The 23,189-nt window shown below is 68.1% G+C and carries 16 protein-coding genes; 11 read left to right on the top strand and 5 right to left on the bottom strand.

Annotated elements, in window-relative coordinates; all coding sequences use genetic code 11:
* Positions 1-4 precede the first annotated feature (4 nt).
* Positions 5-3,520, bottom strand: coding sequence for a DNA polymerase III subunit alpha (gene dnaE, locus IEW01_RS16730; protein ID WP_188529957.1), 3,516 nt, complete (start codon positions 3,518-3,520; stop codon positions 5-7).
* A 56-nt stretch (positions 3,521-3,576) separates the two neighbouring features.
* Positions 3,577-4,389, bottom strand: a complete 813-nt coding sequence (locus IEW01_RS16735; protein WP_188529959.1) for a DUF6544 family protein — start codon at positions 4,387-4,389, stop codon at positions 3,577-3,579.
* Positions 4,390-4,571: 182 nt separating this feature from the next.
* On the opposite strand from IEW01_RS16735, the gene IEW01_RS16740 reads away from it, so the two are divergent.
* The 11 genes from IEW01_RS16740 to IEW01_RS16790 all read left to right on the top strand — a co-directional run bounded on the left by IEW01_RS16740 (position 4,572) and on the right by IEW01_RS16790 (position 19,925).
* Positions 4,572-5,951, top strand: a complete 1,380-nt coding sequence (locus IEW01_RS16740) for a xanthine dehydrogenase small subunit (protein WP_188529961.1) — start codon at positions 4,572-4,574, stop codon at positions 5,949-5,951.
* Entirely contained in the window at positions 5,948-8,224 is a 2,277-nt protein-coding gene (gene xdhB, locus IEW01_RS16745; RefSeq protein WP_188529963.1) for a xanthine dehydrogenase molybdopterin binding subunit, read from the top strand. The genes IEW01_RS16740 and xdhB overlap by 4 nt, the downstream gene beginning before the upstream one ends.
* Positions 8,221-9,213: a xanthine dehydrogenase accessory protein XdhC gene (xdhC, locus tag IEW01_RS16750; protein WP_188529965.1), complete on the top strand. Its 993-nt coding sequence runs from the start codon at positions 8,221-8,223 to the stop codon at positions 9,211-9,213. The genes xdhB and xdhC overlap by 4 nt, the downstream gene beginning before the upstream one ends.
* Positions 9,188-10,729 (top strand): ABC transporter ATP-binding protein, encoded by a 1,542-nt coding sequence (locus tag IEW01_RS16755; protein WP_188529967.1) that lies wholly within the window; start codon positions 9,188-9,190, stop codon positions 10,727-10,729. The genes xdhC and IEW01_RS16755 overlap by 26 nt, the downstream gene beginning before the upstream one ends.
* Positions 10,726-11,817: an ABC transporter permease gene (locus IEW01_RS16760; protein WP_188529969.1), complete on the top strand. Its 1,092-nt coding sequence runs from the start codon at positions 10,726-10,728 to the stop codon at positions 11,815-11,817. The genes IEW01_RS16755 and IEW01_RS16760 overlap by 4 nt, the downstream gene beginning before the upstream one ends.
* A 136-nt stretch (positions 11,818-11,953) precedes the next feature.
* Complete coding sequence (locus IEW01_RS16765) at positions 11,954-12,877, top strand: ABC transporter permease (RefSeq protein ID WP_188529971.1); 924 nt, start codon at positions 11,954-11,956, stop codon at positions 12,875-12,877.
* Between the two features lie 110 nt (positions 12,878-12,987).
* Positions 12,988-14,064 (top strand): BMP family ABC transporter substrate-binding protein, encoded by a 1,077-nt coding sequence (locus IEW01_RS16770; protein ID WP_188529973.1) that lies wholly within the window; start codon positions 12,988-12,990, stop codon positions 14,062-14,064.
* Between the two features lie 152 nt (positions 14,065-14,216).
* Positions 14,217-14,987 carry an EF-hand domain-containing protein gene (locus IEW01_RS16775; RefSeq protein WP_188529975.1) on the top strand — a complete coding sequence of 257 codons (771 nt, stop codon included), beginning with the start codon at positions 14,217-14,219 and terminating at the stop codon, positions 14,985-14,987.
* Between the two features lie 97 nt (positions 14,988-15,084).
* Positions 15,085-16,158 (top strand): NAD(P)/FAD-dependent oxidoreductase, encoded by a 1,074-nt coding sequence (locus IEW01_RS16780; RefSeq protein WP_188529977.1) that lies wholly within the window; start codon positions 15,085-15,087, stop codon positions 16,156-16,158.
* Between the two features lie 149 nt (positions 16,159-16,307).
* The gene (locus IEW01_RS16785; protein ID WP_188529979.1) at positions 16,308-18,989 is read left to right on the top strand and encodes a bifunctional acetate--CoA ligase family protein/GNAT family N-acetyltransferase; all 2,682 of its coding nucleotides are present in this window, start codon (positions 16,308-16,310) and stop codon (positions 18,987-18,989) included.
* 12 nt (positions 18,990-19,001) lie between these two features.
* Positions 19,002-19,925, top strand: a complete 924-nt coding sequence (locus IEW01_RS16790; protein ID WP_188529981.1) for a histone deacetylase family protein — start codon at positions 19,002-19,004, stop codon at positions 19,923-19,925.
* Between the two features lie 20 nt (positions 19,926-19,945).
* Here IEW01_RS16790 and kdsA read toward each other — a convergent pair whose 3' ends face one another.
* From kdsA to IEW01_RS16805, 3 genes are read right to left on the bottom strand one after another with little or no spacing between them, the layout of a single operon-like run.
* On the bottom strand, positions 19,946-20,791 hold the full coding sequence (gene kdsA, locus IEW01_RS16795; RefSeq protein ID WP_188529983.1) for a 3-deoxy-8-phosphooctulonate synthase: 846 nt from the start codon (positions 20,789-20,791) through the stop codon (positions 19,946-19,948).
* Positions 20,788-22,506 carry a KpsE/RkpR family capsule polysaccharide export protein gene (locus IEW01_RS16800; protein ID WP_188529985.1) on the bottom strand — a complete coding sequence of 573 codons (1,719 nt, stop codon included), beginning with the start codon at positions 22,504-22,506 and terminating at the stop codon, positions 20,788-20,790. The genes kdsA and IEW01_RS16800 overlap by 4 nt, the downstream gene beginning before the upstream one ends.
* Positions 22,484-23,143, bottom strand: coding sequence for an ABC transporter ATP-binding protein (locus IEW01_RS16805; RefSeq protein WP_188529987.1), 660 nt, complete (start codon positions 23,141-23,143; stop codon positions 22,484-22,486). Before IEW01_RS16805 ends, IEW01_RS16800 begins: the two co-directional genes overlap by 23 nt.
* Between the last annotated feature and the right edge of the window lie 46 nt (positions 23,144-23,189).

Below are 23,189 nucleotides of genomic sequence, written 5' to 3' on the forward strand. Positions count from 1 at the left end.
TTCGTCAGACTTCCTCGACGCTCATCACCCCGGGCAGGCTTTTCAGCGCGCCCTTGATCTGCGGCGTCAGCGGGTAATCGGCGCCCAGGTCCATCTCCACCTCACCGGGCAGGTCGCCCCCCATCAGGCAGAGCGAGACGCTGCCGGGCCGCGCACCCTTGGCCATCTCGCCCGCGCGCGCGAGCAGGCTCGCCACCGGCGTCACCGCCTCGGCGCGGTCAAGGAACACCCTGAGCGCCATGCCACCGGCATCGGCGACGATGGTATCGACCGGCGCGATCGACCGCGCCAGCAGCTTGAGCTGCTCGCTTTCCATGTTGGCCTCGACGGTCAGCACCACGTTCTGCCCGACCTCGAGGTGATCGCGCGATGCCTCCAGCGTGTCGGAGAACACGGTCACCTCGTAGATCCCGGTCGGGTCGGACAGCCCGACGAAGGCAAAACGGTTGCCACGTGCCGATTTGCGCTCCTGCTTCACCGAAACCGCGCCCGCCATCTTCGCCACCAGCGGCGCGCGCTCGGCCTTGGCTGTCACCTCTTCCAGCGTCAGCACGCCCTTGCGCCGGAGCGCGGGCAGGTAGTCGTCGAGCGGGTGGCCGGAGAGGTAGAAGCCGATCGCCTTGTGCTCCTCGGCGAGCCGCTCGGCGGGCAGCCAGTCGCCCACCGGGCTGAGCCTCGGCTCGGGCAGGTCGTCGCCCGCCTCGCCGAACAGCGAAACCTGGTTCGAGGCGCGCTGCTCGTGGATCGCGGCGGAATAGCTCACCAGCGCATCGAGACTGTCGAACACCCGGGCGCGGTTCGGATCGAGCACGTCGAAGGCCCCGGCGCGCGCCAGCATTTCGAGCGAGCGCTTGCCCACGCGCTTGAGATCGACCCGGCGGGCGAGGTCGAACAGTGTCACGAAGGGCTTCTCGCCACCGTCGACCGTGCGCGCCTCTACGATCAGCTTCATCGCCTCTACGCCGACGTTCTTGAGCGCCCCCAGCGCGTAATGAACCCGGCCCTGCGAGACCGTGAAGGTCGCGCCCGAGCGGTTGACGCAGGGCGGCACGATCTCCAGCCCCAATCCCCGGCGCACCTCCTCGGCGTAAACCCCGAGCTTGTCGGTGAGGTGGATATCGCAGTTCATCACCCCGGCCATGAACTCGACGGGGTGGTTGGCCTTGAGCCAGGCGGTCTGGTAGCTCACCACCGCGTAAGCCGCGGCGTGAGACTTGTTGAAGCCGTAGTTGGCGAATTTTTCGAGCAGGTCGAACACTTCGGAAGCCTTGGCCTCGTCGACGCCATTTTCCTTCGCGCCCGAAACGAACTTGGGCCGTTCCTTGGCCATTTCCTCGGCGATCTTCTTGCCCATGGCGCGGCGCAAAAGATCGGCGCCGCCGAGCGAATAGCCCGCCATCTCCTGCGCGATCTGCATCACCTGTTCCTGGTAAACGATGATGCCTTGCGTCTCTTCGAGGATGTGGTCGATCAGCGGGTGGATCGAGGCGCGTTCCTTCGCGCCGTTCTTCACGTCGCAATAGGTGGGGATGTTCTCCATCGGGCCGGGGCGGTAGAGCGCCACGAGGGCCACGATGTCCTCGATGCAGGTGGGTTTCATGCGCCGGAGCGCGTCCATCATGCCGGAACTTTCCACCTGGAACACCGCCACGGTCCGGGCGCTGGCGTAAAGCTCGTAGGTCGCCACGTCGTCGAGCGGGATCGCACCGATATCGTTCTCGGCCCCCTCGGGCGGGTCGTAGAGCCGCGTGCCATCCGGGCCGGTGTGCAGATCGCGGCCCTGCGAATGGATCAGGTCGATCGCGTTCTGGATCACGGTGAGCGTTTTCAGCCCGAGGAAGTCGAACTTCACCAGCCCCGCCTGTTCCACCCATTTCATGTTGAACTGGGTGGCGGGCATGTCGGAGCGCGGGTCCTGGTAGAGCGGCACCAGCTCGTCGAGCGGGCGGTCGCCGATCACCACGCCGGCGGCGTGGGTGGAGGCATTGCGCAACAGGCCCTCTACCCGCTGGGCATAATCCAGCAGCCGGGCCACCACCTCCTCGCGCCGCGCTTCCTCGCGCAGGCGCGGCTCGTCCTTCAGCGCCTTCTCGATCGAAACCGGCTTCACCCCCTCCACCGGGATCATCTTCGACAACCGGTCGACCTGCCCGTAGGGCATCTGCAGCACCCGGCCCACGTCGCGCACGGCGGCCTTCGAGAGCAGCGCGCCGAAGGTGATGATCTGGGCCACCTTCTCGCGGCCGTATTTCTCTTGCACATACTGGATCACTTCCTCGCGGCGATCCATGCAGAAGTCGATATCGAAGTCGGGCATGCTCACCCGCTCGGGGTTGAGGAAGCGCTCGAACAGAAGCGAGTAGCGCAAGGGATCAAGGTCGGTGATCGTGAGCGCATAGGCAACGAGGCTGCCCGCGCCCGAACCCCGGCCCGGCCCTACCGGGATGTCGTGTTCCTTCGCCCACTTGATGAAGTCGGCCACGATCAGGAAATAGCCGGGAAAGCCCATCGATTCGATGATGCCAAGCTCGAACGCGAGGCGCTTTTCATAGTCCTCCACCGGTGCGGCGTGGGGAATGACGGCAAGCCGCGCGGCGAGGCCCTCCTGCGCCTGCCGGCGCAGCTCCTCCACCTCGTCATCGGCGAAGCGCGGCAGGATCGGCTTGCGGCGCTCGGCCATGAAGGCGCAGCGCCTGGCAATCTCGACGGTGTTTTCCAGCGCCTCGGGCAGATCGGCGAACAGCGTCGCCATTTCCTGTGGGCTCTTGAAATAATGCTGCGGCGTGAGACGGCGGCGCGGCTCCTGCTGGTCGACGTAAGCGCCGTCGGCGATGCAGATCAGCGCGTCATGCGCCTCGTAGAGATCGGCCTTCGGGAAGTAGACATCGTTTGTGGCGACGATCGGCAAATCCATCGCGTAGGCCATCTCGACGAAGCCGCGCTCGGTGAGCCTCTCGGCCTCCGGCAGCCCGCCGCCCTCGCCCGGATGGCGCTGAAGCTCGACGTAGAGCCGCCCCGCATGGGCGCGCGCGAGCCGGGCCATCAGCGCCTCGGCCTCGGCGCGGTGGCCGATCTGCAGCAGCTGGCCCACCGGCCCCTCGGCGCCGCCCGACAGGCAGATCAGCCCCTCGGCATGCGCCTCCAGTTCCTCCAGCGTCACCTGCGGCAGCCCGTCGTGCTTGCCAACGTAGAGGCAGGAGTTGAGCTTCATCAGGTTCAGGTAGCCCGCCTCGTTCTGCGCCAGCAGCACCAGCGGCGCGGGCGGGCGGGGCTTGGAACCCGGCGCCGGCGCATCCCAGGCCACGGTGATCTGGCAGCCGAGGATCGGCTGCACCCCGGCGCCCGAGGCCAGCACCGAGAATTCCAGCGCGGCGAACATGTTGTCGGTGTCGGTTACCGCGACGGCAGGCATGCCGGCCGCCTCGCACATCCCGGCGAGCTTCTTGACCGGCATCGCCCCTTCGAGAAGCGAATACTCGGTGTGCAGGCGCAGGTGGATGAATCGGGGCTGATCGGGCATGGCGCGAGTGTAGGGCGGCAGGCCGCGGGGGCAAGCCGCGAAATCGTGAATCGGCGTCAGCCCCGGGGTGTGAGCGCGGTCACCCGCCCGCGGAAGTAGGCCTCGTACCCGTCGGGATAATCATACCCGACCTCGGCACCGGTGGGCACGCGCCGCCCGCCGATCTCGACATAATCGAAAAAGCGCCCGCGCCAGTCGAGCGGGGCCGGGGTGCCATCGGCCAGGGCGGCGGGGCGGTCGCGCGCGAGCACCGACACGATGTCGCCCGCCGCGTCGAGCGTGAAGATGACCTCGGCCGGCCCGCCCGCCGTCTCGATCCGGGCGGTGATGCCCTCGTCGGTTTCGCCCCAGGAAATCTGGCGGTTCACCAGCATCGCATCGGGGGCCCAGGGCAACTCGGCAAGGTAGCGCAGGCCTTCGCCCAGCGCCATTTCGGGGCCCGAGCTGGCATCGAGACGGATGGCGCCGAACAGGCGGACCTCGAGCAGCCCCTCGCCGTTTTCATAAGCGTCGAGCACGCGCACCACCGGCACCGGGCCAAGGCGCATCCGCGCCACCCATGCAAAGCCCGGCTGGGCGGTGGCGATCGTCTGGCGCGCCGCCATCGCCTGCCAGTTTGCGCCTTTCTTCAACCGCATCTCGGCGGCCTGTTCGAGGAAGATCGCGGGCGCCGGAACGCCACCCGCAAGGCCCCGCATGGCGAAGGCCCCGATCGCCTCGGGCAGATCGTCGCGCGCCGCGCCGGCGGGCGCTGCCGCCAGTCGCGCCTCGAGCCGGTCGAGGTCACGCGAGAACCGCGCGCCCAGCACCAGTAGCGCCACCAGCACCACGCCCAGTGCGAGAATGATCACGAAAACGGCGGTTTTCACGGCAAAGCCCTCCCTGTTCCGCCCCCTGATCGCACAGGTTTGATCCCGCGGCCTTGCCCCAGATCAAGCCCGGCTTGCCTTGAGCGGCTTTCTGCGCTTTTCTGGCGGCAACGATAACCCCGCCCTTCTACGCCGCATCGAAGGGTTGCCGGGGCCAACAGGGTAAGGCGGCGGACACTTGCATGGATATCGCGTTTCTTCTCAACGGAGAGACCGTCGCGCTGAGGAACGTCGATCCGACGGTCACGGCGCTTGACTGGCTGCGCGAGGCGCGCGGACTGACCGGCACCAAGGAAGGCTGCAACGAAGGCGATTGCGGCGCCTGCACGGTGATGGTGACCGACGCGCAGGACAGCCGCGCGCTCAACGCCTGCCTTCTGTTCCTGCCGCAGCTCGACGGCAAGGCACTCACCACCGTCGAGGGGCTGTCCGCGCCCGACGGCAGCCTGCACCCGGTGCAGGCGGCGATGGTCGAGCACCACGGCAGCCAGTGTGGCTTCTGCACGCCGGGCATCGTGGTGAGCCTCGCGGCCGGCCGGATCGCAGGCGAGACCGACCACGCCCGCCAGCTCGCGGGCAACCTCTGCCGCTGCACCGGCTACGCCCCGATTCTGAAGGCCGCCAATATCGCCGTGCACAAGCCGGTGCCGAAATGGCTGCGCGGCCTGCCCGCCGGCCCCGGCCCGCGCGGCGCTTCCGAGGCGCAATTGCCGGCGACGGCCGAGGCGCTCGCGGCGTTTCTCACTGCCCATCCCGAGGCCCGGATCATCGCCGGGGCGACCGATGTGGCGCTCTGGGTCAACAAGCAGTTCCGCGATCTCGGCGAAGTGGTCTTCGTCAGCCAGATCGAGGAGATGGCCCGGATCGAGACCGCGCCCTACATGATACGCATCGGCGCTTCGGCCAGCATCGAGGCGCTGCGCCTCGCCATGGCCGAACATCACCCGCATTTCGCCGCCATGCTCGCGCGCTTCGCCTCCGCCCAGGTGCGCGGCGCGGCCACCGTCGGCGGCAACATCGCCAACGGCTCGCCGATCGGCGACGCGCCGCCGCCGCTGATCGCGCTGGGAGCCACGCTGATCCTGCGCCGGGGCGATGCCACGCGCGAGATCGCGCTGGAGGATTTCTTCATCGACTACGGCAAGCAGGACATCGCACCCGGCGAATTCGTCGAGGCCGTGACGGTGCCGCGCGAGCCCGGACAGGCGAGCCGCCTGCGCGTCTACAAACTCTCAAAAAGGTTCGATCAGGATATTTCCGCCGTGCTCGGCGCCTTCAATATCGTCATCGAGGACGGAAAAGTGAAATCGGCGCGGATCGTCTACGGCGGCATGGCGGGCACGCCGAAACGCGCCCGTGCGGTCGAGGCAGCGCTCACCGGCCAGCCCTGGACAAGGGCCAGCGTCGAGGCCGCGATGGCGGCGATCGCGCAGGATTTCACCCCGCTCAGCGACATGCGCGCCTCGATGAGCTATCGCCTCGGCGGCGCAGCGAACCTGCTCATGCGCTACTGGCTCGAGGATCAGGGCGCGGTCGTGACCGTCGGGGAGGTGTCGCCATGAGCGTTTCCAAAGCCCTGCCGCACGACAGCGCCACCCTTCACGTCACCGGCGCGGCGCGCTACATCGACGACATCCCCACCCCGCCGGGCACGCTGCACCTTGCCTTCGGGCTCTCGGACGCGGCGCGCGGGGTAATCGCCTCGGCCGATCTTTCCGCCGTGCGCGCAGCGCCGGGGGTGGTGGCGGTGCTCACCGCCGCCGATCTCGACCGGCCCACCGATTGCTCCCCCGCCGCGCATGATGAACCGCTCCTCGCCACCGGCGAGGTGCATTACCACGGCCAGCCGATCTTCCTCGTGATCGCCACCAGCCACCGCGCGGCCCGGGCGGCGGCGCGGCTGGGCGAGATCGTGATCGACCCGCGCCCGGCGATCCTCAGCATCGACGACGCGCTCGCCGCCGGCAGCCATTTCGAGGGCGGCCCGCTCACCTGGGTGCGCGGCGATGTCGAGGCGGCGCTGGCCGAGGCGGCCCACGTGATCGAGGGCGAGATCGAGATCGGTGGCCAGGAGCATTTCTACCTCGAAGGCCAGGCCGCGCTGGCGCTGCCCGGCGAGGCGGGAGAGATGCAGGTGCACTCCTCCACCCAGCACCCCACCGAGGTTCAGCACAAGGTGGCCGAGGCGCTTGGGGTGCACATGAGCGCGGTCCGGGTCGAGACCCGGCGCATGGGCGGCGGTTTCGGCGGCAAGGAGAGCCAGGGCAACTGGCTCGCGGTGGCCTGTGCCGTCGCGGCGCAAAAAACCGGCCGTCCCTGCAAGATGCGCTACGACCGCGACGACGACATGACGATCACCGGCAAGCGCCACGATCTGCGCATCCGCTACCGCGCCGGGGTGAACGCGGGCGGGCGGCTGCTCGGCGTCGATTTCACCCATCATGTGCGCGCGGGCTGGTCGGCCGATCTCACCGCGCCGGTGGCCGACCGCGCCATGCTGCACGCCGACAACGCCTATTTCATCCCCGCGCTCCGGATCGAAAGCCACCGGCTGCGCACCAACACCGCCTCGGCCACCGCCTTTCGCGGCTTCGGCGGGCCGCAGGGCATGCTCGGCATCGAACGGGTGATCGACCACGTCGCCCATCACCTCGGGCTCGACCCGCTCGCCGTGCGGCGCAAGAATTTCTACACCAAGACCAAGGTGCAGGAGACGCATTACGGCCAGCCGGTGAAAGGCTTCGTGCTGCCCGACATGGTCAAGGTGCTGGTCGACAGCTCGAACTACGAGGAGCGGCGCGCGGCGATCGCGGCGTGGAACGCCGAGAACGACGTGCTCAAGCGCGGCATCGCGCTCACCCCGGTGAAATTCGGCATCAGCTTCACGCTCACCCACCTCAACCAGGCCGGCGCGCTGGTGCACGTCTACCAGGACGGCTCGGTGCACCTCAACCACGGCGGCACCGAGATGGGCCAGGGGCTGAACCAGAAGGTGGCGCAGGTGGCCGCCAGCGCGTTCGGCATCGGCATGGGCCGGGTGCAGATCACCGCGACCGATACCCACAAGGTGCCCAACACCTCCGCCACCGCCGCGTCCTCCGGCTCCGACTTGAACGGCATGGCGGTGAAGGCGGCCTGCGACGAGATCAGGGGCCGGATGGCTCGATATCTGTCAGCCACCCACGGGCTGAAACCGCGCCAGATCGCCTTCAAGGGCGGAAAAGTGCATGTCGGGGGCTTGCGCCTATCCTTCACCGAGGCCGCGAAGGCCTGCTACGAGGGCCGCGTGAGCCTTTCGGCCACGGGGTTCTACAAGACCCCCGAAATCAGCTGGGACCGCAGCACGGGCACCGGTCATCCGTTCTACTACTTCGCCCTCGGCGCGGCGGTGACGGAAGTGGTGATCGACACGCTCAGCGGCGAGTATCGCCTCTTGCGCACCGACATCCTGCACGATGTCGGCGAGAGCCTGAACCCGGCGATCGACATGGGCCAGATCGAGGGCGGCTTCGTGCAGGGCGCGGGCTGGCTCACCACCGAGGAACTGGTCTGGGATGACGAGGGCCGGCTGCGCACCCATGCCCCCTCCACCTACAAGATCCCCACCGCCTCCGACATGCCGGAAGTGTTCAATATCGCGCTCTGGGGCGAACCCAACAGCCTGCCGACGATCTACCGCTCGAAGGCGGTGGGCGAACCGCCGCTGATGCTCGGGATCTCGGCACTGATGGCGCTATCGGACGCGGTCGCGGCCTGTGGCACGGATTACCCCGCGCTCGATGCCCCCGCCACGCCCGAACGCGTGCTGATGGCCGCCCGGCGGGTGCGCCGGTGAGCCTCGACCGCGCCACCCTCGCCAGCGCCGTCGCTGCGCAGGGGAGCGTGGTGCGCGTGGTGGTGGCCGAGGTGCTCGGCTCGGCCCCGCGCGAAGTGGGGGCGGCGATGCTGGTCTGGCCCGGTGGGCAGGAAGGCACCATCGGCGGCGGCGCGCTGGAATACGAGGCGGCGGCACAGGCCCGCGAGATGCTTGCCCGGGGCGAGGCGCGCGCCAGCCGCAAGGCCCTGCTCGGGCCCGACCTCGGCCAATGCTGCGGCGGCGCGGTCACGCTCCTGTTCGAAGCTTGGGATGCCGACGCCCTCGCCGCGCTGACCGACACCCTCCACGCCCGCCCCGTCGATGACGGCGCCAGCCAAACGCCGCCGCTCGCGGTGGTGCGCCTGCGCGCGCAGGCGCGGCGCTCGGGCGCGCGCCCGAGCCCCCGCCTGGTCGAGGGCTGGTTCGTCGAACCCCTCAGCGCCACCCGGGCCCCGGTCTGGATCTGGGGCGCGGGCCATGTCGGGCGCGCGCTCGTGGAGACGCTCGCGCCACACCCCGGCCTCGCGCTCACCTGGCTCGACACCGGCGCGGACCGCTTTCCCGCCACGATCCCCGCGGGCGTCACCCACCGCAGCGCGCCGGATCTCGCCGCCGCCGCCGCCGATGCCCCGGCAAACGCGCATCACATCGTGCTCACCTATTCCCACGCCTTCGATCTTGCCCTCTGCGACGCCCTGCTCGGCCACGGCTTCGCCGGTCTCGGGCTGATCGGCTCCGCCACCAAGTGGGCCCGGTTCCGCGCAAGACTTGGGCAGATGGGCCACCGGCCCGATGCGATCGCACGCATCCGCTGCCCGGTGGGCGAAAAGCGCCTCGGCAAACATCCGCAGGCCATTGCCGTGGGCGTCGCCTACGGGCTACTCATGGAACTGGCACAAAACGAGGCGGAACGCCCGGCGCCAGGGGACGAGGGGAACGGGGATGACAGACGCGCTCTTGACGCTTGAGGGCCTGACCAAGGCCTATCCGGGCGTGGTCGCCAATGACGACGTGTCCTTTCAGATCAAGCCCGGCGAGGTGCACGCGCTTCTCGGCGAAAACGGCGCCGGCAAGTCGACGCTGGTCAAGACCATCTACGGGCTCGTCAAACCCGACGCCGGCCGGATGCTGCTGAACGGCACGCCCTTCGCCCCGGCCAACCCGCGCGCGGCGCGGGCCGCGGGCGTGGCGATGGTGTTTCAGCATTTCTCGCTGTTCGACGCGCTGAGCGTCGCCGAAAACGTCGCGCTCGGCATGGACGATCCACCCGGCCAGCGCCAACTCGGCGCGCGCATCCGCGAGGTCAGCGAAGCCTACGGCCTGCCGCTCGATCCCGACCGCACCGTCGGCGATCTCTCGGCCGGCGAGCGCCAGCGCGTCGAGATCGTGCGCTGCCTGCTGCAGAACCCCAAGCTCCTGATCATGGACGAGCCCACCTCGGTGCTCACCCCGCAGGAAGTGCAGATCCTGTTCACGACGCTGCGCAAGCTCGCCGCCGAGGGCACCTCGATCCTCTACATCAGCCACAAGCTCGAAGAGATCCGCAACCTGTGCGAAGATGCCACGGTGCTCCGGCTCGGCCGCGTGGTGGCCACCTGCGACCCGCGCGAGAAAACCGCGCGTGACCTGGCCGAGATGATGGTGGGGAGCGTGCTGCACCAGCCCGAACGCGAGGGCGGCGAATCCGGCGAGGTGCTGCTCGAGGTCACCGGCCTGAGCCTGCCCGCGCCCAGCGACTTCGGAACACCGCTGCGCGAGATCGGCTTCACCCTGCGCGCCGGCGAGGTGCTCGGGATCGGAGGGGTCGCGGGGAACGGTCAGGACGAACTGCTGGCCGCGCTCTCGGGCGAGCGCCCGGCGCCACCCGGCATGATCTCGCTGCGGGGGCGCGACGTCGGCCGCCTGCGCCCCACTGCGCGCCGCGCGCTCGGGCTGCTGGCCGCGCCGGAAGAACGCCTCGGCCACGCCGCCGCGCCGGAGATGAGCCTGACCGAAAACGCCCTGCTCACCGGCGACGTGCGCGAGCGGCTTTCGACGCGCGGTTTCATCCACTGGGGCAAGGCGCGCGATTTCGCCACCCGGGTGATCGAGCGTTTCGACGTGCGCACCCCGGGGGCCGAAACGGCGGCGGGCGCGCTCTCCGGCGGCAACCTGCAGAAATTCGTCATCGGGCGAGAAATCCTGCAAAAACCCGATGTCTTTGTCGTCAACCAGCCCACCTGGGGCGTCGACGCCTCCGCCGCCGCCGCGATCCGGCAGGCGCTGCTCGACCTCGCCGAGACCGGGGCCGGCGTGGTGGTGATCAGCCAGGATCTCGACGAGTTGATGGACATCGCCGACCATTTCACCGCACTCAATGAAGGCCGCCTCGCCCCGATCCGGCCCGCGCGCGGGCTGACCATCGAGGAGGTCGGCCTGATGATGGGCGGCGCGCATGACATGGACGTGGCCGACGAAAACGCCATCGCGGAGGTGCAGGCATGAGGTTCGCACTGGAAAAACGCCCCGCACCCTCGCGGCTGATGCTCGGGCTCACCCCTCTTTTCGCGGTGATCGCCACCATGCTGGCGGGCGGGGTGATGTTCTGGGCGCTCGGCGCCAACCCGGTTGAGGCGATCCGCACGATCTTCCTCGACCCGCTGTTCGATCCCACCTTCGGCGCCTATTCCCGCCCGCAGCTGCTGGTCAAGGCGGCCCCCCTGATCCTGATCGCCATCGGCCTCTCGCTCGGGTTCAAGGCCGGGATCTGGAACATCGGCGCCGAGGGGCAATACATCATCGGCGCGGTGGTGGGTGCGGCCGTGGGGCTGGCCTTCTACCCGACCGAAAGCCGCCTGATCTTCCCCGCCATGGTGATCGCCGGCGCGCTCGGCGGCTGGGCCTGGGCTATGATCCCGGCGATCCTGAAAACCCGCCTCGGCACCAACGAGATCCTGGTTTCGCTGATGCTGGTCTACGTCGCCGAGAACATTCTCGCCTCGGTCGCCTCGGGCGTGCTGAAAAACCCCGAGGGGCGCGGCTTTCCCGGCAGCCGCAACTTCGCGCGCGACTACCCGGCCGCCTCAAACCTCGAACTTCTTCCCGGCACGGGGATGCACTGGGGCGTCGTCGCCGCCTTCATCGCGGTGATCGCGGCCTACGTGCTGATGACGCGCCACAAGATGGGCTTTTCCATCCGGCTCACCGGCGAGGCCCCGCGCGCGGCGCGCTTCGCCGGGGTGAACCCCACGCGGCTGGTGGTGTTCAGCCTCGGCATGGCGGGCGCGCTCGCCGGCATGGCCGGGCTGTTCGAGGTCACCGGCCCCGCCGGGCAGATCTCGATCGACTTCGGCTCGGGCTATGGCTTCACCGCGATCATCGTCGCCTTCCTCGGTCGCCTCCACCCCGTCGGCATTCTGCTCGCGGGCCTCTTGATGGCGCTCACCTATATCGGCGGCGAACTGGCCCAGCTCATGCTCGGCATGCCCGCCGCCGCGATTCAGCTGTTCCAGGGGATGCTCTTGTTCTTCCTGCTGGCGATGGATGTCTTCGCCAACTACCGCATCCGCATCAAGACGAGGGAGGCGGCATGAAACCAAGGCACGCCCCCCTGTCTTCTTGGGTCCAGAAATACCTCGGGGGTTTGGGGGTGGAATCCCCAAGGCCTGCGTGGCCTGAACGCAAACAAGTCGAGCGCGCCGCAGGCGCACATTGTGAAAGGGCCGCGTGATGGACCTCGGACAGATCAACCCGGTCCTGCTCGCCGCCTCGCTGATGGTGGCGGCCACCCCGATCCTGCTGGCCGCGATCGGCGAGATGGTGGTGGAGAAAGCCGGCGTGCTGAACCTCGGGGTCGAAGGCATGATGATCACCGGCGCGGTGGTCGGCTTCGCCGTTGCGGTGAATTCCGGCAGCCCCGCAGCGGGATTCGTCGCCGCCGCGCTGGCGGGTGCGGGGCTCGCGCTGCTGTTCGGCCTGATCACCCAGGTGCTGAAGTCGAACCAGGTCGCCACCGGGCTGGGGCTCACGCTGTTCGGCCTCGGGCTGTCATCGCTGATCGGCAAACCCTACGAGGGGATCAAGGCGCCCTCGCTCGGCAAGCTCGACATTCCCCTGCTCTCCGACATCCCCGTGCTCGGACCTGTGCTGTTCCGCCACGATCCCATGGTCTACCTCTCGCTGCTGATCGTGCTCGGCGTCTGGGCCGGGCTGAAATACACCCGCGCGGGTCTTGTCTTGCGCGCGGTGGGCGAGAACCACACCGCCGCCCATGCGCTCGGCTACAAGGTGATCCGCGTGCGGCTCGCGGCGATCCTGTTCGGCGGCGCCTCGGCGGGCATGGGCGGGGCCTATCTCAGCCTCGTGCGGGTGCCCACCTGGGTCGAGGGGATGACCGCCGGCGCGGGCTGGATCGCGCTTGCCATCGTCGTCTTCGCCTCGTGGCGGGCGGGCCGAATTTTGCTCGGCGCCTATCTTTTCGGCGGCGTGAGCGTGTTGCAGCTCAACCTTCAGGCGGCGGGGGTGGCGATCCCGGTCGAATACCTCTCGATGTCGCCCTACCTTGTCACGATCCTCGTGCTGGTCATAATCTCGCTGCGCGGCAACCACGGCGCGCCGGGCTCGCTCGGGCGGGTGTTCCATGCCTCGAGCTGAACGTGAATCCGCGATGGGGGATCGCGGCATCGCACCGCTTCGGTGCCCAACCAAGGCGCCAGACCCGAGCGCCGTGAACAGAAACCTGACAACAAACCACGGAGACTGACATGAACCTTCTCAAAACCCTCGCAGTCGGCGCTGCCCTGGCCACCGGCGTCGCCGGCGCCGCGGTCGCGCAGGACAAGACCAAGGTGGGCTTCATCTACGTCGGCCCGATCGGCGACGGCGGCTGGACCTACGAGCACAACAAGGCCCGCCTGGCGGTTGAAGAGCACTACGGCGACGCGGTGGAAACGGTCTACCAGGAAAGCGTGCCCGAGGGCGCCGACGCCGAGCGCGCGATCACCCAGATGGCGCTTTCCGGCGCCGACCTGATCTTCACCACCTCCTTCGGCTTCATGGACGCGACCGTTGCCGTGGCCGAGAAATTCCCCGACGTGAAATTCGAGCACGCCACCGGCTACAAGACGGCCGACAACCTCGCGGTCTACTCCGCGCGGTTCTACGAGGGTCGCGCCGTGCAGGGCACCATCGCCGGGCACCTGACGGAATCGAACATCGTCGGCTACATCGCCTCCTACCCGATCCCGGAAGTGATCCGCGGCATCAACTCGGCCTATATCCACGCCAAGAAGGTCAACCCCGATATCCAGTTCAAGATCATCTGGGCCTACACCTGGTTTGATCCGGCCAAGGAAGCCGACGCCGCCAAGGCGCTGATCGAGCAGGGCGCCGACGTGATCCTGCAGCACACCGACTCCACCGCGCCGCAGGCCGCCGCCGCCGAGGCCGGCAACGTCTACACCTTCGGCCAGGCCTCCGACATGATCGAATACGCGCCGATGCCGCGGGTCTCCTCGATCATCGACGACTGGGCGCCCTACTACATCGAACGCGTGGGCGCCGTGATCGACGGCACCTGGGAAACCGCCGACACGTGGGACGGCATCGGCCCGGGCATGGTGGGCATCGGCGAGATCTCCGACGCCGTGCCGGCCGATGTGAAGGCCGAAGCGCTGGCGCTCAAGGACGCGATCGCGTCGGGCGAGTACCACCCCTTCACCGGCCCGCTCAACAAGCAGGACGGCTCGGTCTGGCTCGCCGAGGGCGAAACCGCCGACGACGGCACCCTGCTGGGCATGGATTTCTACGTCGAGGGCATCGAGGGCGAAATCCCCAACTGATCGCTTGACGGCACGAGAACGAAAGGCCCCGCGCGGCGCGCGGGGCCTTTTTTCGTGGTGCGAGGCCCTGTCTGCTCCCGTGTGGCGACGGAAACTGCCGCGCCGCGCGTTTGATGTTCAGTAACCAAGGATCATCCAAGAGGAGCCACGCTATGAAACGCCACGCCAAGACATCGCTTCTGTCCGCCGCCATGCTCGCGCTCGCCCTGCCCGTCGCGGCGCTGGCACAGGCGCCGGGTGCGAACTTTTTCACCAACTGGGACACCGATGGCGACGGTCAGGTGACGCTTGAGGAAGTGCTCGAGCGCCGCGGCGACCTGTTCACCACCTTCGATACCAACGATGACGGCTATCTCTCGGCCGAGGAACTCGCCGACCACAACGCCATGCGCGATGCGATGCAAGACAACAACGCGCGCGGCCCGGGCGAAGGATACGGCCCCGGTCCGGGCATGGGGCAACCCGGCATGAGTCCGCGCGGGCCGATGATGCAGGCACCCGGGCAAGGCTACGGCCCAATGCAGGGCTACGGCTACCGGATGCCGCACCCGGGTTGGGGCTATGGCCAGCCGAACCCTGGCTGGGGCACCGCGCCGGGTTGGGGCCAGCCGCAAGGTTACGGCCCGCAGCAAGGTTGGGGGCCGCAGCAAGGCTGGGGCCAACCGCAGGGCATGATGCAACCCGGATGGGGCCAACCTCAGGGCATGGGCCCCGGCGGCGGCATGGGATGGCAACCGGGTCAGCAGGGAACCGGGCCGCAGGCCATGCAGGAACGGATGGCCGGCGCGCTTGATGCCGACGGCGATGGCCGGATCAGCCTTGACGAATTCGTCAAGGCCGGCGAGGCCTGGCTGCCGCGCTTCGACCGCAACCGCGACGGCGTGGTGAACACGCAGGATTTCCCCTCCGTCCCGCAACAATGATCCCCGAGGCACCGCGGCAACGCCCCGCCCGGTGCAGGCCCCGCGCTCCCCGGCGCGGGGCCTTTTCTTTGCTGTCGGCCCGTGGCAGCCTGCAGGGATGGACGACTTCCTGATCATCGGCGGCGGCATCGCCGGCACCTCCGCAGGCGCCCGGCTGGCGGCACTCGGCCGGGTCACCTTGCTGGAAGCGGAAGACGGGCTCGGCCATCACGCCTCGGGCCGCTCGGCGGCGCTGTTCGAACAGCAATACGGGCTGGCCTCGACCGTCGCCCTGTCGCGCGCCTCGGCCGATTATCACGCCCACGCCAACGGCGGCGTGCTCAGCCCGCGCGGGATCATGTTCATCGCCGGCGACGGCGAGGAGAAAGCACTTGCCGCCGACATCGCCAATATCGGCCTGCATCCCATCGACGTCGACGAGGCCCGCACCATGGTGCCGGTGCTCAATCCGCAGGCCGTCCGCCTCGCCGCCTGGCACGAAGAGGCATGGGACATCGACACCGACCGGCTGATCCAGACCTTCGCCCGCGAGATCCGGGCGAACGGCGAGGTGGTGACCGGCGCGCAAGTGACCGCGATCCGGCGCATCCCGACCGGCTGGGAAGTGGAGGCCCGCGGCGAAACCTACACGGCCCGCAAGCTGGTGAACGCGGCCGGCGCCTGGGCCGACACGATCGCGCGGATGGCCGGGATACCCCCCATCGGCTTCACCCCCAAGCGCCGTTCGATGGCGCGCGTCGCCGCCCCCGAGGGCCATGACGTGCGCGGCTGGCCGATGGTCGTCGGCGCCGGCGAGACGTGGTACATGAAACCCGACGCGGGCGCGCTGCTGATCTCTCCCGCCGATGCAGAGCCGGTCGAGCCGCACGACGCCTGGGCCGACGACATGGTGCTGGCAACCGGTATCGCCGGCTGGGAGGCGCATGTGACCACGCCGGTGACCCGGATGCTCGCCAACTGGGCGGGCCTGCGCACCTTCTCGCCCGATGGCAACCTGGTGATCGGCCCTGCGCCGCAAGACCGCGATTTCCTCTGGTGCGCGGGCCAGGGCGGCTACGGTTTCCAGACCGCCCCCGCCGCGAGCCGGTTGCTGGCCGATCTGGTTGCGGATCGCCCGCCAGAGATCGACGCCGAAACCCGCGCCGCCCTCGATCCGGCCCGCTTCGGGTGACGCGAGATTGACGTTACGGCACCACGGCGCAAGCGCGCCCGTGTTGACCGATATCAAAGACCCGCTTGCGCTCGTGGGGCATCCCGCCCACACGGGGAGGATCGAGCAAGCCAACCGGGCGCGCATCGCCCGGCCCAAGGAGAGTGAACATGGACGCCAACCCCCTTGCGAAGATGATGAATCCGCGCTCCGTCGCCGTCTACGGGGCCTCGGAAAGCGGCAAGAGCGTTGGCAGTCTCGTGTTCGCCAACCTGCGCGCCGATGGTTTCGCCGGGCCGATCTACCCGATCAACCCGAAATACAAGAAGGTGGGCGGGCTCACCTGCTATCCCAGCATTCTCGATGTCGGCGAGGAGGTCGATCTCGCGGTGATCGCCACGCCGGCGCGCACCGTGCCCGGCATCATCCGCGATCTCGGCGAGGCGGGCACGAAGAACGCCATCATCCTGTCGGCGGGCTTCGGCGAGGGCGGGGGTGACGGCGCCGACGAGGAAAAAGAGCTGATCGCCGCGGCCCAGCGCGCCGGCGTGCGCTTCATGGGGCCCAACTGCGTTGGCCTCGTGCGGCCCTGGAACAACATGAACGCCACCTTCCTGCGCGCGGGCACACCGAAGGGCCGGATCGCGCTGATCAGCCAGTCGGGCGCGCTCAACTCGGCGATTTCCGACTGGGCCGGGCCGCATCACCTCGGGTTTTCCGCCCTGGTCAGCCTCGGCAACTCGACGAATATCGACTTCGGCGACGTGATGCAGTTTCTCGCCACCGACCCGCACACCGACGCGATCCTGCTCTATGTCGAGGGCATTCGGAACGCGCCCAGTTTTCTCTCGGCGATGAAGGCGACGACGCGGCTCAAGCCGGTGATCGTGCTGAAATCGGGCCGCCATGCCTCAAGCTCGGCGGCGGCGGCCACGCATACCGGCGCCCTGATGGGCACCGACACGGTGTTTGACGCCGCATTGGAGCGCACCGGGGCGGTGCGCGCGCTCTCCTTCGGCCAGCTCTTCGCGGCGGCCGAGATTCTCAGTTCCAACAAGCGCGCGGCGGGCAACAGGCTCGCCATCGTCACCAACGGCGGCGGTGCGGGCGTGCTTGCCGCCGACCGCGCGGGCGATACGCGGGTGGATCTCGCCAAGCTCTCGCCCAAGACGATCGAGGCGCTCGACAAGGTGCTGCCGCGCTACTGGAGCCACGGCAACCCGGTGGACGTGCTCGGCGACGCGGGCGCGAAGGAATACGGCGCGGCGGTGAAGGCGGTCTATGACGATCCGAACGTCGACGGGCTGCTCGTGCTGCTCACGCCGCAGGCGATGACCGAGGCCACCGCCATCGCCCGGGCGGTGATCGACGCGCTGCCGAAAAAGCGCACCAAGCCCTTGCTTGCGAGTTTCATGGGGGAAACCTCGGTGGCCGAGGCGCGCGAATTGCTCTCGTCGAACGGGATTCCCGATTTCGCCACGCCCGAACCGGCGGTGTCGGCGTTTTCCTACCTCGCCCAGCATCATCGCAACCGCCGGCTGGCGCTCGAAACCCCCTCGCCGCTGTCGGAGACCCATCACCCCGATCTCGAAGGCGCACGGATGATCGTCGACGCCGTGCTCGCGGAAGACCGCGACATGCTGTCGGACGTCGAGTCGAAGGCGCTGATGCGTGCCTTCCACATCCCGATCAACCTGACCGTCGAGGCCGACAGCGAAGCCGAGACGCTTGTGGCGGCCGAAACGGTGGGCTTTCCCGTCGCGGTGAAGATCAACTCGCCCGACATTTCGCACAAGTCCGACGTCGGCGGCGTGCGGATCAACATTTCCGATGCCGCAGAGGTGAAACGCGCGTTCCGCGCCATCGTCGACTCCGCGAAGAAGGCCCGGCCCAATGCGCGGATCAAGGGCGTGACCGTCGAGGCCATGGCCAAGGTCACCGACGGGCGCGAACTGGTGATCGGCGCCAGCCGCGACAAGGTGTTCGGACCCACCATCCTGTTCGGCGCCGGCGGCACCATGGTGGAGGTTCTGAAAGACAGCGCCGTCGCCCTGCCGCCGCTGAACTCGGTGCTGGCCGACCGGCTGATCAACCGCACCCGCGTGTCGCGCCTGCTCGACGCCTTCCGCGACAGGGCCGCCGTCGACCGCGAGGCGGTGATCGACGTGCTGATGCGGGTGTCCGACCTCGTGTGCGAACTGCCGCAGGTGGTGGAGCTTGATATCAACCCGCTCTTCGCAGGCCCCGACGGGGTGCTGGCGGTGGATGCCCGGGTGCGCGTGGCCCGCCCGCCGGCGCGCGACGGGCGCTACGATCACGTGTCGATCCACCCCTACCCGCGCCACCTCGTGCGCGAGGATTACCTAACCGATGGCACGCCGCTGATCATCCGTCCGATCCGCCCCGAAGACGCCGAGAGCGAGCAGACCTTCGTGCGCGAGCTTTCCGACGAGGCCAAGATGTTCCGCTTCATGGGCTCGATGAACGAGCTTTCGCCGGAGATGCTGGTGCAGTTCACCCAGATCGACTACCGCCGAGAGATGGCGATGGTGGCGATGGTGCAGCGCGGCAAAAGCTCGCAGCAGGTGGGCGTGGCGCGCTACGTCATCAACCCTGACGGCCGCAGCTGCGAGTTCGCCATCGTGGTGAACGACAAGGTCCAGCACCAGGGCATCGGCACGCGGCTGATGAAGGCGCTGTTCGGCGCCGCGCGCGATCACGGCATGACGGTGATGGAGGGCACGGTGCTCAGGAACAACGCCCCGATGCTGAAGCTGATGCACGAGCTCGGCTTCACCCAGCGCATGGACCCCGACGATCCCGAACTGGTGCTCGTCGAGCGTTACCTCTGAAGGGAAACCCGAATGCTGGGCTTCATCTCACACTACGAATGCCACGACCACGTGACCGGCGATCTGCACCCAGATGCGCCGGTGCGGCTGGAGGCGATCACCAACCAGCTGATCGCCTCGGGCATGGATTACGTGCTGCGCCATTACGATGCGCCGAAGGTCAGCCGCGCCGATCTCGAACGGGTGCACGACGCGGATTATCTCGACCGGGTTTACGCGATGGCGCCCGCGAAGGGCGCAGCCCCCGTGGAGATCGACGGCGACACGGTGATGAGCCCGGGCACGCTCGCCGCCGCCGAACGCGCGGCGGGGGCCGGGGTGCTCGCCGTCGACCTCGTGATGCAGGGCGAGGTGAACCCGGTGTTCTGCGCCGTCCGCCCGCCCGGCCACCACGCGGTGCGCGGGCAGGCGATGGGGTTTTGCCTGTTCAACAACATCGCGGTGGCGGCGGCCCATGCGATGGAGGTGCATGGGCTGAAACGGGTGGCGATCGTGGATTTCGACGTGCACCACGGCAACGGCACCGAGGATATCTTCAAAGCCGACAAGCGGGTGCTGTTCTGTTCCTCGTTCCAGCATCCTTTCTACCCCTTCACCGGCCACGAGAAGGAAACCGAAAACCTCGTCGACGTGCCGCTGCCCGCCGGAGCCGGATCGAAAGAGTTTCGCGCTGCGATCACGGATCACTGGCTGCCGCACCTCGACAGTTTCGCCCCCGAGATGCTGTTCATCTCCGCCGGGTTCGACGCCCACGTGGCCGACGACATGTCATCGCTCGCGCTCACCGATGACGATTACGGCTGGCTCACCGGCGAGCTCGTGAAGATCGCCGAGCGCCATGCGCAGGGGCGAATCGTGTCGATGCTCGAAGGCGGCTACGAGCCGCACGCGCTCGGCCGTTCGGTGGTGCGCCACCTCGACGTTCTGCTGGGGTAGGCGCGCCGCGGCCAGGGCGCTCACCCAAGCCGGAACGGGCGCGCCTTGGCCAGCCGGTCGAAGGCCGCGAGATCACCGATCAGCGCCGGCATGTCTTCGAGACGGATCATGTTCGGCCCGTCCGAAGGGGCATTGTCGGGGTCGGGGTGCGTTTCGAGGAACACGCCCGCGATGCCGAGAGAAACGGCGGCGCGGGCCAACGCCGGGGCCATGCGCCGGTCGCCGCCCGAGGCGCTGCCCTGCCCGCCCGGCATCTGAACCGCGTGGGTGGCGTCCATGATCACCGGGTAGCCGGTTTCGGCCATGATCGGCAGCGCCCGCATGTCGGCCACCAGCGCGTTGTACCCGAAGCTCGTGCCGCGCTCGGTGAGCAGGATTGCCTCGTTTCCGGTCGCCGCGACCTTCTGGGCGGCCTGCGCCATATCCCATGGCGCGAGAAACTGGCCCTTCTTGATGTTCACCGCCCGCCCGGTGCGCCCGGCCGCCTGCAACAGGTCGGTCTGGCGGCTGAGGAAGGCGGGAACCTGCAACACATCCACCACCTCGGCGACAGGCGCGGCCTGCTCGGGCAGGTGGATGTCGGTCAGCACCGGCACACCGAGCCGGGCCTTGACGCCCGCGAGCATGGCAAGCCCTTCCTCGAGGCCGGGGCCACGGACCGCGCCGGCGGAAGTTCGGTTGGCCTTGTCGAACGATGCCTTGAAGATGAAACCGAGCCCCTCGGCGGAGCAGGCCGCCTGCAGGGGTTCGGCGATGGCGAGCGCATGATCGAGCCCTTCGAGCTGGCAGGGCCCGGCGATCAGCACCAGCGGCGCGTCGTTGCCGATGGTGACACCGCCGATGTCCAGCCGGCGCGGTGATGTCATCCCGAGACCTGTTCGCGCAGGATCGAGGCGGTAAGCGAGAGCATCAGGTAGATCCCGGCGAAAACGAGGAAGGCGAGGATCGTGTTCTCGAAGGCGCGCGGATAGGTCGGCTGGTCCGGCGCGACCGGGTGCACGCCCATCTCGAGATAGCGCGTCTGCTTGTTGGCCTCGATACGCGCCGATTCGAGCTGCTGCAACGCCTGCTGCAACAGCGCGGTGCGGGTTTCGAGATCGGATTGCGCGATGGCGAGCTGGCCGGAAATCTCGGCCAGGCTTTCGCCAAAGGCGCTGGTGCCGCCCACCTCCGTCAGCTTGGCGCGCAGTTCGGCGATCAGCGCCTCGAGCCTGCGGATATCGCCGCGCACGCCGTCGACGCGGGCCTGGTTCGGGCGCGCGTTGTCGAGCAATTGCTGAAGCTGAAGCTGCTTCTCGGCGAGTTGGGTTTCAAACCCCGTGACCTGGCTCATCACCGCGCTGGCGTCGGACGTGGCATCGAACACGCCGAGTTCCCGCTGCAGCCGGAGCACCTCGTTCTGCGCTTCAACCCGCTTCGTCTCGGCCGCGAGGTAGCTTTCCATCGCCCCCGACATCTGGTCTTCACGCAGGCGCGAAGTGAGATTGTCGACCCGCTCCTCGGAGTAGCGGATCAGCGCCTCGGAGAATGCGGCGGAAAGCTCGGGGCTCGCCGCAACGACTTCCATCTTGATGATCCCCTCGGTCGGGTCGAAGCCGATCTTCACGTTGCGCTTGAAGAGCTTGTAGGCCTGTTCGTTGGTCGGGTTCGGATCGAGACGCTGGATCGGGTCGATGCTCGGATCGGAGAAATGATCCTTGAAGCCGAGTTCCGCATCGAGCCGCAACATCGCATCGCGTGAGGTGAGGTAGCTCTGCACGGTGATCGAATCCTGGCTCGTCGCCAGCCCGGAACCGGCGAACAGGCTGCCCAGCGTCGATTGCCCCGACTCGGCCTTCTGGATCACGAATTCGGATTTCGTCGCGTACATCGGCGTGGCGATGGCGTAGAAGTAATAGCCTGCGAGCAAGGTGGGCAGGAAGACGAAGAACGCCAGGCGGGTGAACAGAAGCAGCAGCTTGCGGCGGCGGCGGCGCGCGATGTCGCGCTGGATTTCCATCACCGAACGCGCGCGGTCGGCGGCATCCATCACGTTGGTCGAGGGCAGTTGGTTGTTTTTCGGCGGCATCGTCTGCGGCAGGTTGCCGCCGCCCGGCACCGTCTGCGGCAGGTTGCCCCCGCCCGGCCCCCGGGGCGGCTTGCCGTCGGCCGACACGAGTTCGAGCATGTTGGCGCGATGAAACGGGTCGATCCCGGCGCCGCGCAGAAGGCGCACCGCGTCGTAATCCGAGGTTGCGGGCAGGCCGTGCTTCTGCGCCAGCCGGCGGGCCATGCGCAGTTGCCGCCCGGTGAGCCCTTCCTTGCGGATCGCGGCCAGTTCGTCTTCGCCCTGGCCAACCTGGTTCGCGGCAGCGGCGCTGCCCTCGCCCTGCCCCTGGGCGGGCGCGGCCCGGCTGGCGGTGGTGAACCCCTCGTCGGGAAAGCCGTCCTCGGTGCCGTCGGCAACCGATTGTTCCAGCGGGTTGAGTTGACGCGGCGCCTGCGCGGCCTGCTCGGGGCGCGCCTCTTCCACCGGCTGCGCGCCGCCGATGACCGACGAGCGACGGATACGAAACTTCTTAGCCTTGGGTTTGGTAGTCATAAAGCTGCTTTGCCTCTTCCAAGGTATCAAACATGTAAAGCTGTCCGTCGCGCAGAACGGCGGCGGAGTGCGCGAATTTTTCGAGTGTCTTCGCCTGGTGGCTGACGATCACAACGGTTGCGTTCTCCAGCCGCTCCTTGAGCACATCGCCCGCCTTGCGATTGAACTCGGCATCCGTCGTCTGCGGCATGCCCTCGTCGATCAGGTAGATATCGAACTCGAGCGCGAGCAGCAGAGAGAACGAGAACCGCGCCCGCATTCCCGATGAAAACGTGCCGACGGGAAAATCGTAATATTCCTCCAACCCGCAAAGCCAGCGGGTGTAGGCCTCGATATAATCCGGATCGAGCCCGTAGAGCTTGGCGACGTAGCGGGCGTTTTCCTTGGCCGAGAGCCGCGAGACCACGCCCCCCATGAACCCGAGGGGAAAAGACACGCGCGAGGATTTGACGATCGCGCCCTCGTCCGGCTTTTCGAGTCCAGCCATCATGTTGATGACGGTGCTCTTGCCGGTGCCGTTAGGGGCGAGAATGCCGAGGTTGTTGCCAGGTTCGACCCGGAAAGACGCATTGTCGAGAATGACCTTGCGCTGCTTACCCGTCCAAAATGATTTGCTGACGTTCTTGAACTCGATCATCTTCGCGTGCCTCGGCCCCGCATACTGCCTTTTTGTGCCCGTATAG

It is taken from the genome of Sinisalibacter lacisalsi (assembly GCF_014640115.1).
Taxonomy (GTDB): Bacteria; Pseudomonadota; Alphaproteobacteria; order Rhodobacterales; family Rhodobacteraceae; genus Sinisalibacter; species Sinisalibacter lacisalsi.